This window comes from Corynebacterium sp. CNJ-954, assembly GCF_001942345.1.
Classification (GTDB): Bacteria; Actinomycetota; Actinomycetes; order Mycobacteriales; family Mycobacteriaceae; genus Corynebacterium.
The window spans coordinates 196,172-209,359 of record NZ_MKKI01000044.1 but is presented as its reverse complement, the minus strand read 5'-3'; the positions used below and the strand labels follow the sequence as shown (position 1 = coordinate 209,359).

The 13,188-nt window shown below is 66.9% G+C and carries 11 protein-coding genes and 1 pseudogene; 4 read left to right on the top strand and 8 right to left on the bottom strand.

Annotated features, from left to right (window positions below):
• Positions 1-110: 110 nt before the first annotated feature.
• The 3 genes from odhI to BJF89_RS16100 all read left to right on the top strand — a co-directional run bounded on the left by odhI (position 111) and on the right by BJF89_RS16100 (position 2,260).
• Positions 111-545, top strand: a complete 435-nt coding sequence (gene odhI / locus BJF89_RS16110; protein WP_075816070.1) for an oxoglutarate dehydrogenase inhibitor Odhl — start codon at positions 111-113, stop codon at positions 543-545.
• A gap of 71 nt (positions 546-616) precedes the next feature.
• The gene (locus tag BJF89_RS16105; protein WP_075816069.1) at positions 617-1,357 is read left to right on the top strand and encodes a MerR family transcriptional regulator; all 741 of its coding nucleotides are present in this window, start codon (positions 617-619) and stop codon (positions 1,355-1,357) included.
• A 333-nt stretch (positions 1,358-1,690) separates the two neighbouring features.
• Positions 1,691-2,260, top strand: coding sequence for a MerR family transcriptional regulator (locus BJF89_RS16100; RefSeq protein WP_075816127.1), 570 nt, complete (start codon positions 1,691-1,693; stop codon positions 2,258-2,260).
• Here BJF89_RS16100 and BJF89_RS16095 read toward each other — a convergent pair.
• The 6 genes from BJF89_RS16095 to gndA form a co-directional block, all read right to left on the bottom strand.
• Positions 2,257-3,114 carry a hypothetical protein gene (locus tag BJF89_RS16095; RefSeq protein ID WP_075816068.1) on the bottom strand — a complete coding sequence of 286 codons (858 nt, stop codon included), beginning with the start codon at positions 3,112-3,114 and terminating at the stop codon, positions 2,257-2,259. The two genes, BJF89_RS16100 and BJF89_RS16095, sit on opposite strands and share 4 nt — an antisense overlap.
• Entirely contained in the window at positions 3,092-4,078 is a 987-nt protein-coding gene (locus BJF89_RS16090) for a 3-methyladenine DNA glycosylase (RefSeq protein WP_075816067.1), read from the bottom strand. The genes BJF89_RS16095 and BJF89_RS16090 overlap by 23 nt, the downstream gene beginning before the upstream one ends.
• Positions 4,068-5,129: a hemolysin family protein gene (locus BJF89_RS16085; protein ID WP_075816126.1), complete on the bottom strand. Its 1,062-nt coding sequence runs from the start codon at positions 5,127-5,129 to the stop codon at positions 4,068-4,070. Before BJF89_RS16085 ends, BJF89_RS16090 begins: the two co-directional genes overlap by 11 nt.
• Positions 5,129-6,514, bottom strand: a complete 1,386-nt coding sequence (locus BJF89_RS16080) for a hemolysin family protein (protein WP_075816066.1) — start codon at positions 6,512-6,514, stop codon at positions 5,129-5,131. Before BJF89_RS16080 ends, BJF89_RS16085 begins: the two co-directional genes overlap by 1 nt.
• Before the next feature lie 7 nt (positions 6,515-6,521).
• Positions 6,522-7,664: a DEAD/DEAH box helicase gene (locus BJF89_RS16075; protein WP_075816125.1), complete on the bottom strand. Its 1,143-nt coding sequence runs from the start codon at positions 7,662-7,664 to the stop codon at positions 6,522-6,524.
• Positions 7,665-8,006: 342 nt separating this feature from the next.
• Positions 8,007-9,455 (bottom strand): NADP-dependent phosphogluconate dehydrogenase, encoded by a 1,449-nt coding sequence (gene gndA / locus BJF89_RS16070; protein WP_075816065.1) that lies wholly within the window; start codon positions 9,453-9,455, stop codon positions 8,007-8,009.
• Positions 9,456-9,560: 105 nt separating this feature from the next.
• On the opposite strand from gndA, the gene BJF89_RS16065 reads away from it, so the two are divergent.
• Positions 9,561-10,067 (top strand): PaaI family thioesterase, encoded by a 507-nt coding sequence (locus tag BJF89_RS16065; protein WP_083650928.1) that lies wholly within the window; start codon positions 9,561-9,563, stop codon positions 10,065-10,067.
• A 1-nt stretch (position 10,068) separates the two neighbouring features.
• Here BJF89_RS16065 and BJF89_RS16060 read toward each other — a convergent pair.
• Together BJF89_RS16060 and thiM are read right to left on the bottom strand one after the other, a co-directional pair.
• Positions 10,069-12,340: pseudogene (locus BJF89_RS16060) on the bottom strand (bifunctional hydroxymethylpyrimidine kinase/phosphomethylpyrimidine kinase).
• The gene (thiM, locus tag BJF89_RS16050) at positions 12,337-13,179 is read right to left on the bottom strand and encodes a hydroxyethylthiazole kinase (protein ID WP_139312129.1); all 843 of its coding nucleotides are present in this window, start codon (positions 13,177-13,179) and stop codon (positions 12,337-12,339) included. The pseudogene BJF89_RS16060 and the gene thiM overlap by 4 nt, the downstream one beginning before the upstream one ends.
• Positions 13,180-13,188 lie beyond the last annotated feature (9 nt).

The following is a 13,188-nucleotide window of genomic DNA, read 5'->3' as shown; positions in this document are numbered from 1 at the left end:
TGGTGGAAACGGCTTGCGGACGTCATGTCCGCTTTCCTCATCGGCTCCTGCCGCGACCTGCGGTCGGGGCCCATGGTCACACTGCAACAGATTCCAGGAGGAACTGAAACATGAGCGACAACACCGGGATCCCGGAAGCATCGGTCGAGACGACCTCGGTCTTCCGTGCTGACCTCCTCAAGGAGATGGAGACCGGTGCGCAGTCCGAGTCCGCACCTGCTGGTGTGGAGGGTCTCCCGTCGGGTTCTGCGCTCCTCGTGGTCAAGCGTGGTCCGAACGCCGGCTCACGGTTCCTGCTCGACCAGGACACGACTGCGGCCGGCCGCCACCCCGACAGCGACATCTTCCTCGACGACGTGACGGTCTCGCGTCGCCACGCCGAGTTCCGTCGCAACGGCGAGGAGTACGAGGTGGTGGACGTGGGAAGTCTCAACGGCACCTACGTCAACCGGGAGCCGAAGAACTCCGCGGTGCTCAGCAACGGGGACGAGATTCAGATCGGCAAGTTCCGACTGGTCTTCCTCAACGGCACCAAGGACGCCTGAGGTTCGACCTCCTGTAGTATCGCCTCTGTCAAGACCATGTCACCGGACCCGCATCCGATGTGAGGAGTACCGTGTCAGCGAATGCCGCCGCAGCAGGGCAGCCCCAGCCTGAGTCCCGACCCGCGACGGGGCGGGTCCTGCCCACCTCGTCCATCGGGGACGTTCTCAAGCAGCTTCAGGCTGACTTCCCTGATGTGTCGGTGTCGAAGATTCGCTTCCTAGAGGCAGAGGGACTCGTCACCCCGCAGCGCAGCAAGTCGGGGTACCGGCGCTTCTCGCCGGAGGACATCTCCCGGCTGCGCTATATCCTGGCCAATCAGCGCGACAGTTTTCTGCCGCTGAAGGTGATCAAGGAGCAGCTCGAGGCCATGGACTCGGGCAAGGTGACTCCGGTCGACGCGCGACGGTCCGTTGCGGGCACCGTCACCCCGGAGCAGTTCCGACAGGCCACCGTCCGACGACTGACCCGTGCTGACGTGGCCTCCCGGGCAGGCGTCGAGGATTCATTCATCGCCGCGCTGGTGAAGATCTCCCTGATTACGCCGGATGCCGCCGGCTTCTTCTCTGTCGACGACGTCGACGTTGTCCGTATCGCTGCGAAGATGGGCGAGCACGGGATCGACAACCGTCACCTCAAGACGTTGGCGACGCAGGCCCAGCGGCAGGCGGATCTGGTGAACCAGGTCGCTGGTCCCGTGGCCCATGGTCGTGACGAGAACGCGCGGGAGCGGTCCGCCGAGCTCAGCCGCGAGGTCAGTGCACTGGTTGTCTCCCTGCACGCTGCACTGATCAAGGGGAAGCTCCCGCGTTGACACCCCGTACCCGGGCCTGCTGAGTTGCCCGTGGCCCCGACCACCTGTGACCGGTCGGGGCTCTAGTCTTTCCTGATTCTTTTCTGAACGACACGCGTGTTGTTACATCCCTGTCGTCTCATCCATCATGTTAGCATTACCCTCGACCTCAAGTTGAGGGTCAGGGATGAGGGCGTGGTCCGCGTGACCATTTACCGTTACAGGTTGACTCCACGGCCATCCCGTCTAGTCTTGAGAGCAGTGAATCACAGGTGTGCAAGCAGACACGCCGAACAGAGGAGAATCAGCATGGAGCGGAGCGACTCCCGGGATGTTCCCGGTAAAGACACGGGCATGGCCCCTGATGCTGTCGACGCTGCCCGGTCGCCGCAGCAGGACACCTTGTTCGACGTCGACGGTCCTGATCAGGAGGTCGGTTACCGGGTGACGATCGCCTGCCAGGTCGCCGGGATCACCTACCGGCAGCTCGACTACTGGGCGCGCACCAAACTGGTCCAGCCCTCGATCCGAACCGCCCACGGTTCCGGATCACAGCGGCTCTACTCATTCCGCGACATCCTCGTCTTGAAGATCGTCAAGGGCCTGCTCGACACCGGAATCTCCCTGCAGAACATCCGTCGTGCAGTGGACAAGCTGGGTAACCTCGGAGTCGATGACCTCGCGGGGATCACCTTGGTCTCCGACGGTAAGACCGTCTACGAATGCCGGTCCGCTGAGGAGGTCATCGACCTTCTCGCCGGCGGCCAAGGCGTGTTCGGCATCGCCGTCCCGGGGCTGATGAAGGAACTCAGCGGCACGATCACGGCATTCCCCTCCGAGCCTGCGGAGCCGGTCGTGCAGCCGGACACGGCGTTCAACCCGTCCGACGAGCTCGCCGCCCGTCGTCGCCGGAAGTCGTCCTAGCCGTTCGCCCCGTCCGGCCCGCCCAGGGGAATCCCCGCTAATGCTCCTGCAGTCCGGGCGAGCCACGGTGAGGCAGGTTCAGGGGTGACCGTCTCTGAATCGTCTGCCCATGCCGCGAAGTCGGCCGCAGCGCGGGCCGAGTTCTCGTCGACAGCAGGGGAAGAGCCGAATGCGACGAGCGGGAAAACGACCTCACCCACGGTGTGAACCTCGCCGGTGTCTGCCGTCGTGCCGTCCAACAGATCCGCCGAGGTCAACATCGGTAGGCCCTGTTCGTGCGCGTTCTGCAGAGAGGGGCCTGCCCCCACGGTGTCCGCGTCGACCTCTCGTCCGGCCGCCTCAGCGGCAAGAGCAGACACCATCGACTCCGCGCCGGTCGGCAACACGGCCGCTGAGAGGTCCGGATCACCGTCTGCAGGGACGTAGTGCACCAGGTCATCGGCGCCCACGATGCCGACCGTGTCCGGCGCACCGGACAGTCCGGGGATGAATCCGGTTCCAGCGGGGATCCACACGGGCGCGACACCCGGGTCCACGCGGCGGTAGGCGTCAGTCGCTTCCGCGGTCGACGTGATTTCCACGACGGCCGTCACACACCGGTCACGGACCACCGGCTCCTCAGCGTTGTACTGTTCGACGAGTGACTGTGTGACGTCTGCCGCAGCCGGGTCGGCCCACACGGTGAGACGTTGTTCGCCGTCGATACAGGATGCGGCTGAGTTCTCGTCATCCTGCCGCCCGGCGAGTACGAACCACCCCACCACGACGGCGACGACCAGTATCAGGGAGGTAAGGGCTATCCAGACCCACCCCGCCACCCTGACCCGGGACTCATCCGCGCTGTGCCGTGCCATAGCTGTTCTCCAAGTCATTCTCGAATCCGCCGGTCGCATCGACCGGAGGTACTGAGCGGAAGAAGCCGTCGATCAGGTCAACCAGGGACCGACGCAGGACCTGCCCCCGCGCCGCAAAGTCCCGCTGTCGTCGAACATACTCCGCACGGCCCTCCGCGGTTTCCACGGCGACCGGCTCGAAGCCCCAGTCGCGCAGATCGTACGGGCTGGCCTCCATGTCGGTCCGGCGGACGTCACATGCCAACCGGAACGTGTCGAGCCAGAGTTCGCCGGGGACCAGCGGCCCGAGTTTCGTCGCCCACTTGTACAGGTCCATGGTGGCGTGCAGACAGCCCGGCTGTTCCATCTCGGCCTGGGTCGCCCTGGTCGGGTACAGGGTGTTCCGGGGGACCGCCTCATCGGTGAAGAAGCGGAATGCGTCGATGTGGGTGCACCGCAGCGTGTTGTTCTCGACGACCCTGTCTGTGCCGTCAGCACCGAGTCTGAGCGGCTCCGGGTGACGTGGTGTGTCACGGTAGACCATCGCCCACTCGTGCATACCGAAACAGCTGAAGCGAGGGGTGTGCTCCACCGTGGCGGCGAGCAGACGTCGGATATAGCGGAAGCTACGGCCCCGCTTCGCCATGAGGGCAGGGGCGTCGAGTTCCCACAACGGCGTGTCACGGTCGTCCTGAAACTCCCGGAGACTACCGGTGGTCCCCGGTCGGTCGCCGGCGTCGGCGACGAGCGAGACACCGAACCCGGGGTTCCACCGGCCCAGCTTCCCCGGTGTGACCGGATAATAGGAAAACATAAAGTCCCAGACGGGGTGGCGTTCCCCCCGGGAGCGCCGCTCACGGTGACCGGCTGTGAGCTGCTCGACGCAACTGCGGTGGGTCGCTTCCCGGTGCCGCCACTGCGCCGGGGAGAGGACCGTGCCGGGCGTGGTGCCAGACGTCGTGTCAGTCGTCGTGTCAGTCGTCATGGGTCCAGTCCCTCACGGTTCCGACGAGTTCCTCGATGACGTCTTCCAGGGTGATCACCCCGACCACGGTACCGCCGTCGGAGATCTGGGCCATGTGTGAACTCGTCCTGCGCAGTTCCTTCATCGCGTGGTCGAAGTTCACTCCACCTTCGACGGTGATCAACGTGCGGATGTCATGGGCGTCCACGAGCTGTTCCGGGCCGGTTGCCGGGTCCAGGAGGTTGTCGAGGACGTCCTTGACGTGGATGTACCCCAGGTAGTTACCGGATGGTCCGGCGACGGGGAAGCGCGAGTACCCGGTGTCGGAGACGGCTTCTTCGACCTGTCCCACCGTAATCCGCCCGGTGTCGGCGTCGACCGGGATGGTGTGGACCTCCGACCGGGGGATCATCACCTCACTGAGGGTACGTTTGGAGGAGTTCAGGGCCTTCGAGAGTCGAGTGGCCTCCGAGGGACCGATCAGTCCCTCGGACCGGGATTCCGCGATCATCTGGGAGAGCTCGGAGGGGGACACGGTGGAGTCCAGCTCATCTTTCTGCTCCACCCCGAACAGCTTCAGGGTGATCCTGGCGATCCAGTTGAGGAACACCATGGCCGGGTGCACCAGGCGGCAGAACAGCAGGTGCGGGGCGACCAGGACCGTCGCGACCGTCTCCGGGCCCGCGAGAGCGATGTTCTTCGGGACCATTTCGCCGAGAATGATGTGCAGGATGGTCACGATCAGCAGGGAGATCGCGAACGAGACCGGATGGAGAAGATTCTCCGGGAGCCCGGCGGCGTGAAACGGGGCCTCGATGAGGTGCGCGATCGCAGGTTCGCCGACTTTACCGAGGAGCACCGAGGCCACGGTGATCCCGAACTGGGCACCGGCGAGCATGATCGTGAGGTGCTCGATCGCGTAGAGGACCTTGCTTGCGCGGCGGTTCCCGGCGGCGATCATGTTCTCCAGCCGGTCACGACGCGACGAGATCAGGGAGAACTCCACCCCCACGAAGTAGGCGTTGAGTCCCAGGAGGAGAACGGCGAGGGCGATAGCCCAGAGATCATTCATCATGAGTCACCGTCCTCGGCCACGACATGGGTGTCGGGGACCGGTCGGAGCTGGACACGGTCGATCCGGCGGTTGTCCATGGACACCACGGTGGCTTCCCACCGGACCGGGTTTCCGTCGGTGACGCGCTCCACGAGGTCACGCTCGCTGCGGGGGAGCAGGACCCTGTCGCCCTCGGCCGGAATGCGGCCGAGTGTCGACATCACCAGTCCTCCCAGCGTCTCGTAGGGGCCGTCCGGTGCTGCATAACCGCAGGCGTCCTCGAGTTCGTCGCAGCGCACCAGGCCGGAGAGGTCCCAGAACTGCCCGCTGCGCTGGACCTCGGAGTCCGTCCGGTCATCGTGTTCGTCCCAGACTTCGCCGAGGATCTCCTCGACGACATCCTCGATGGACACGATGCCGGCTGTTCCGCCGTATTCGTCGACGACGAGGACGAGCTGGGAGCCGGCGGACCGGACCAGGTTGAGGACGGCGTCGCCGCCGAGACTCGTGGGGACGGTGGGGACCCGGCGTGCCAGGTCCCGGACCGGGGTCGACGCCCGGTCCGCCGCAGGAATGGTGAGTGCATCCTTGACGTGGACGACCCCGATCGTCTCATCGAGGTCACCGTTGACCACCGGGAAGCGGGAATGCCCGGACTCGTGCGCCTCACGGATGAGGTCGAGCGCGGTATCCGTGGTCTCCAGGGTGTCGACGGTGGACCGCGGCGTCATGAAGTCCTCGGCGCTGGCGTCACCGAACTTGAGGGAGCGGTCGAGGATGCGCACCTTGGACTGGTCGAATCCCTCGGCACCGGAGGAGTGGCGGACCAGGGCGGAGAGTTCCTGGGGTGAGCGCGCCGAGGCCAGTTCGTCGGCCGGCTCGATCCCGAACCGCCGTACGATCACGTTGGCGGTGTTGTTCATCAGCTGGATGAACCGGTGGAAGACGGTGTTGAAGATCCACACCGGACGGGTCAGGAGACGCGCCACCTGCAGAGGATTGGCGATGGCGAGGTTCTTCGGGACCAGCTCGCCGAAGACCATCGACAGGATGGTGGCGATGATCAGGCTGAGGATGAGGGCGACGGACGTCGACGCGGACGCCCCCAGTCCCACGAGTTCGAGCGCCGGGGTGAAGAACCTGGCGAGAATCGGTTCAGCGAGATAGCCGGTCGCCAGGGTGGTGACGGTGATGCCCAGCTGCGACCCGGACAGCATGAAGCTGAGGTCGCTGTGGGCGCGCTTGACCATCTTCGACGCGGCATCACCGCGTGCGGCGATGTCGTCCTCGATGGTCGAACGCTCCAGGCTGGTTGTGGAGAACTCGACGGCGACGAAGAGTCCGGTGCCGGCGGTCAACAACACGAAGCCCGCAAGGCCCAGGATGCTGAGCAGGATGTCCATCCCAGTCCTACCTGTCCAGCCCCAGCTCGCCGAGGTACGCGGTGACGCCGTGACGGTCCAGCACCCATTCAGTGGGGCTGACCCCGGCCTTCCGCATCATCTGCTCGGTGTCACGACGGGTGTCGGCGGTGGTGAGAGTCAGGACGGTGCCTGCCTCACCGGCCCGTGCGGTGCGGCCCGCACGGTGGACGTACGCCTTGTGCTCTGCCGGCGGGTCGATGTGCACGACCAGGTCGACACCCTTGATGTCGATACCACGGGCCGCGATGTCCGTGGCGACAAGGACGGTGGCACGACCGTCGGAGAATTCCTCGATGGCCCGGGTTCTCGCGCCCTGTCCCTTGTTGCCGTGGATTCCTACTGCAGGAACACCATCCCGGACAAGCTTCTTAACTTGACGGTCGACGGTGTGTTTGGTGCGCATGAACATGATCGTCCGCGTCGAGGCGCGTCCGAGCTGCAGGACGACGTCGTTCCGGGCAGGTTTGTCGTCCACGACTCCGAGGAAGTGTGACATGGTGTCGACCTTGGCCCGGACCTCCCCGGTGGAGTGGGTGATCGGGTCATTCATGTACCGCTGGACGAGCACCTTGATGTCTCCGTCCAGAGTGGCGGAGAAGAACAGGTGCTGGGCGTCGGCGGGGATGTGGTCGACGAGACGGCGGACCTGGGGCAGGAACCCCATGTCCGCCATCTGGTCGGCCTCGTCGAGGGCGACGATGTCGACCTGGGTCAGGTCGAGTGCTTTCTGGCGGATGAGATCTTCCGCCCGTCCCGGGGTGGCGACCAGAATGTCGACCGGCCGGGCCAGGGCTGTGAGGTTGCGCTTGATGTTCACGCCACCGACGACCTCAATGACGCGTTGTCCGACGGATTCGGCCAGGGGACGGAGACGTCCGGCGACCTGCTGGGCGAGTTCGCGTGTCGGGACCAGGATCAGGGCCCGTGGCTTACCGGGCCGGGACGCCCCGCCGGTGAGCCGGGTGATGACCGGGAGACCGAAGGTGAAGGTCTTGCCGGAGCCGGTCGGGCCACGTCCCAGGACATCCTTGCCCGCCAGTCCGTCCGGGATGGCTGCAGCCTGGATAGGGAACGGGTGCTTGAGGCCCTGGGTGGCAAGCTCCTTGACGACAGGATCGGGTAACCCCATGTCGGCGAAGAGCACTGATGTGTCCACACCGGCAGCGGGCTCGGCGGGGCCGGCAACCTCGGTCACCCGGGGCTGTCGCTTCTCCTGCTGGATGCGAGGTTCCTGCGGGCGACGCTGTGGGCGTTGCCGGTTGTTCTTGTGCTGCGGACGGTTGCCCTGTTTCTGGGGTGCATGGCGCCCCTGACTCGAACGCTGGCCGGTCTCGGATGACCCGTTCGCGGACGAGTCCGCCGTGCGTTTGCCTGTACGGTTTCCCGCACGGCTGCCTCGGACGACCTTGCGTCGCCGGTTCTGACCACCGGCGTTGGTGCTGCGCCGTCCTTCTTGTTGACCTGACACGGGTTACGCTTCCACCTCGCTGCGGTCTGCGGACCAGAGGGTGTGGAAGTGCCCGGCGCGGTCGGTGCGCTCGTAGGTGTGTGCACCGAAGAAGTCGCGCTGTCCCTGGATGAGTGCGGCGGGCAGTCGCTCGGACCGCAGCGAGTCGTAGTAGGACAGTGAGGACGCGAACACCGGGATCGGCAGCCCGAGCTGGGTGGAGGCGACGACAACGCGCCGCCAGGAGTCCACGAGGGTGCCGACCTCGTTGTTGAAGTACGGGTCCAGGAGCAGTGACTGGACACCGGGGTCGGTGTTGTAGGCGTCCACGATGCGGTTGAGGAACTTCGCGCGGATGATGCATCCGCCACGCCAGATGGTCGCGAGATCACGGGGGTCCACGTCCCACCCATGCTCGTCGGAGCCCGCCTTGATCTCGTCGAAGCCCTGGGCGTAGGCGACCAGTTTGGAGGCGTACAGGGCGCGTCGGACATCCTCGACGAAGTCGTCCTTCGAGACACCGAGGGTCTCCAGCGTGGTGAGCTCACCGGAGGGGAGGTTGCCGGTGGTGGCGGCGCGTTGGTCGCGCGCACCGGACAGTGCCCGGGCGAAGACGGCTTCGCCGATGCCTGTGGTGGGGATGCCCAGGTCGAGGGCCGCCTTGACGGTCCAGCGGCCCGTGCCCTTCTGGCCGGCAGCGTCCACAATGACGTCGATCAGGGGTTTGCCGGTCGCGGCGTCGGTCTGGGAGAGGACCTCCGCGGTGATCTCGATGAGGTAGGAGTCGAGGTCGCCGTCGTTCCAGGTGCGGAAGATCTGTGCGATCTCGGTGGGCTCGATACCCGCGGCGTAGCGCAGCAGGTGGTAGGCCTCGCCGATGACCTGCATATCGGCGTACTCGATGCCGTTGTGGACCATCTTGACGAAGTGACCGGCTCCGTCGGGGCCGATGTGGGTGCAGCACGGGGTGCCGTCGACCTTGGCGGAGATGTCTTCGAGCAGGGGGCCGAGTGACTTGTAGGACTCGGCGGGCCCGCCGGGCATGATGGCCGGGCCGTTGAGCGCGCCTTCCTCACCGCCGGAGATTCCGGCACCGACGAAGTGCAGGCCCCGTTCGGACATCTCGGCTTCGCGGCGGATGGTGTCCGTGTAGAGGGCGTTTCCACCGTCGATGATGATGTCGCCGGGTTCCATGGCGTCGGCGAGTTGGGAGATCACGGTGTCGGTGGCGGGACCGGCCTGCACCATGATCAGGGCGCGACGTGGGCGTTCCAGGGAAGCGACGAATTCGTCGATGGAGGTGGAGGGCACGAAGCTGCCGGTGGTTCCGAACTCGGCCATGAACGCGTCCGTTTTTGCGGCGGTGCGGTTGTAGACGGCAACGCTGTGGCCGTGGTTGGCGAAGTTCCGGGCGATGTTGGAGCCCATCACTGCGAGGCCGACAACGCCGATCTGTGCGGAGGATTCTGTCATGGTGCACCATGATAGCCCCCTCCGGACCAACTCCGCCCGCTGCGGGCGGTCTGTCGCTAGACTCGCCCGAATACACGACATTACGGATATGAGGAGTAACAGGCGATGACGCAGACTGAGGGACGGACCGGTACGGACGACGGTGCGCTGGACCGGATGCTGGAACTGATGACGTCCGCGAGTAAGGGCGAACTCACCGAGGCACAGACAGCGGAGCTCTCGGGAATCTTCGAGTCGTCGATCCCGTCCCTGGACCGTACGCTCGGGCTGCGGTACGTCGAATTCGTTCCCGAGGTGGTCGTGGAGCTGACTGTCACCACCGATCACGTGCAGCCCTGGGGGATCACCAACGGTGGCGTCTACGCGACGATGGGAGAGTCCGCAGGGTCCTTCGCCGGATTCATCGCCGGTGGCGGGGGCATGGTGATGGGGACGACCAATGCGACGAACTTCCTGCGCCCCTCCACCCCGGGCGACGTCATCCGTTCCACCGCCCACGCCGTGCACACCGGTCGGACCAGTCAGCTCTGGCGCATCGACCATGTCAACGCCGCCTCGGGGAAGTTGTGCGCCACCACTGAACTGCGCACCGTGGTGGTGCCGCGCCAGTAGGTCAGCGTCGGTGCGCCTGGTCGAAGAACTCGACCTCCCACCGGGCGGCGTCGAGGAACGCCCGTGCGGCCTCGGCGCGCTGCCGGGGGCCGGCGGTCTCGAAAGCGTCTTCGACGAGAGCGACAGCCTGCCGGACGCTGTCGGTGAAGTCGCCGCCGGAGTAGGTGTCCAGCCAGGCGGCGTAGGGGTTGTCCGGGGTGGACCGCCCGGCGAGTTCCAGGCCGACTTCTGCATAGAGCCAGTAGCACGGAAGTACGGCGGCGGCGCCGACGACATGGTCGCGGGCCTGCACACAGCGCATCAGGTGTGAGGTGTAGGACGAGGTGATGTGGGACGGCGCGGCGGGAGCGGCGTCCCCCAGCCAGGTGCGGTGCAGTGTCGCCTCTTCCTCGAGGCATTCGACGGCGCCCCGGACCCAGAAGAGGGCGGAGACGGGATCGGGGGCGGTGGCCCCCAGCGCGGCGAGCGCGGGGGAATACTGCGACAGGTAGACCGCGTCCTGGGCGAGGTAGAAGTTGAAGTCATCGGAGTCCAGGGTGCCGGTCCCGAGGTCTGTGATGAACGGCAGGCCGGTGATCGCCCGGAGCAGGGGCGACTGTGCCTGCCACAGGGCGGCCGTCCATGGGCCGGCAGCCGGGATCCGGGCATCTACCGGGACGGGGGTGCCCGCGGCGCCCACCGTGGCGAGGTCCGCCGGGTCAGTGAGGAGTTCAGGGACGGATGCGGTCAGGTGCCACGGGGTGGTGTCGGCCGCCTGCGACAGTCGCCGGGCACGGTGGGTGTGGTCCACCGGCCCGTTGCCGGACCCGACATGCAGGTCGTCGGCGTGTCGGATGGCCTCGGACAGCCATCGGCTGGACCACCGGAGCGCGGCGGCGTGATCGGCTCCGGCGGCGATCCGCGTGGCCAGTGCCGAGGACAGGGAGCACCCGGTGCCGTGGGTGTTGTGGGTGACGACGCGGGGCACCGGGACTGTGGTGACCTGTCCGTCCGGTGAGACGACCGCATTGTCGGCGGTGGGGCCGGAGAGGTGACCGCCCTTGACGATGACGGTCGTCTGCAGGTCCGCGGCGAGCGTGCGTCCCTGCTCCAGCGCCTCGTCCAGCGTGGAGGCGGTCGCCGTGCCGCCGAGGACGGCGAGTTCGGCGAGGTTCGGCGTGATCACGTCCACCGTCCGGCACAGGTCGCGGAGGGCGGCTTCCGCGTCTTCCGTGAGCAGACGGTCGCCGCTGGTGGCCACCATCACCGGGTCGACGACGGTGACCGGCACCGGGTGGTCGGCGAGGTAGGCGGTGACGGTGCGGGTGATCTCTGCGGTGCCGAGCATCCCGATCTTGACGGCGTCGACCGTCACATCGTCGAAGACGGCGTCGAGCTGGGCGACCAGGAAGTCGGTGTCGGGGGTGTGTACCTGCCGCACGCCGTGGGTGTTCTGGGCGACGAGGGCGGTGACAACGCTCATGGCGAAGCCACCCGCAGCTCCGATGGACTTGATGTCGGCCTGTGCGCCGGCACCGCCGGTGGGGTCGGTGCCGGCGATGCTGAGTACTCGGGGGATCATGCGGGGTCCTCTACAGCGGTGGGGTTGAGTGGTCGGGGGCATAGTGAACGCAGTTCACGGGCGCCGCGGCGGGGTCCTCGGCAGTCATGACAGCCGAGACCACGCAGATGCCTGCCACGGCGGTGCGTCCCAGAGCTGCAGCATTACCGGCGTTGACGTGCCCGATGGCGACGGAGGGGATGCCGAGCTCGAGGGCGTGTGAGGCGAGGTCGTCGACGCTGCCGGGGCCCGTGACACCCAGGGCACTTCCGGTGTCCGTCTTGGTGTCCGTGAGATCCACCGGCCCGAGCCCCAGAATGTCTGGGGGCCGGACACCGTCACGCATGAGGTGCTCGATGTCCACGATCTGGGCGTGGTCGTCGACGGACAGTCCGATCATCAGATCGTCGGGGAGCATCGAGCGGGCGGCGCGGAAATCGATGTCGTCCTGGCCGATATGCAGGTGTAGTCCGAGGCGGCGCGCAATGTTGATCCTGTCGTTGACGAACAGGGGGACGCCGGTGCCGGCGAGAGCGCCGGCCAGTTCTGTGGCACGGGCCGTGAAGGCGTCGTCGTCGAGGGTCTTGTCCCTGAGCTGGACGACGCTCACCCCTCCGCCGAGCGCCGTGCTGACGATGCCCGGCACGGCGTCGCGCCCGCCGCCGAGGACGGGATCAGTGACGAGGTAGAGCCCCCAGTCGACCGAGGTTCCGGTGCTGCGGCTCAGCGTCATCCGGCGGTCTCCTCGGCAATCTCCTCGACCGAGACCAACCCGGGAATCCCCGAGGGGTCCTCCGCGACGGCATTGAGGGCATCGAGCCAGGCGACGGCGAAACTGCCCGGGCCTCTCCGGTCGCCGTCCTGATCCTGTGCTGCGAGTGCACCGGCCGCGCCGACGTGGGCGTGTGCGGCGAGGACGGCGTCGTGGTCACTCAGGCCCCCCTGCCCGGTGCGGGCGACGCCGAGGTAGGCGGCGGTCAGGGCGCCGAGAGAGCAGCCGGTGCCGATGACACGCTGCATCATCGGATCGCCCGAGGTCAGCCAGCTGGCACGCGTGGTAGACACGATGAGGTCCCGGGGCCCGGAGACGGCGATGACACCGCCGGTGCGTTCCGCCAGGGAGCGGGCGGCCTGCAGTGCGGTATCGACCTCGTCAGTCGAGTCCACTCCACGTCCACCGCCTCCCTGGGCCCCACCGTCAAGGGCGATCACCTCGGAGGCGTTGCCGCGCACCGCAGCGGGCTGACGGGTGACGATGTCACGGCTGAACTCGGTGCGTGCGGCCGGTCCACCGCAGGCGACGGGGTCGAGGACCCAGGGGGTGTGCGCGGCGGTCGCGCCGCGCACGGCCTCACGCATGGCGGAGTACTGGGCCGCAGTGGGGCTGCCGGTGTTGACCAGTAGCCCGGAGGCGATTGCCGCGAAGTCGGCGGCCTCTTCCGGCGTGTCGACCATGGCCGGGGCGGCACCTGCGGCGAGCAGGGCGTTCGCGGTGATCTGGGGGACGACCTGGTTGGTGATGCACTGCACCAGGGGAGCGTGCTGACGCAGGTCGTGGACGGCATGGACGATGGTGGTGAG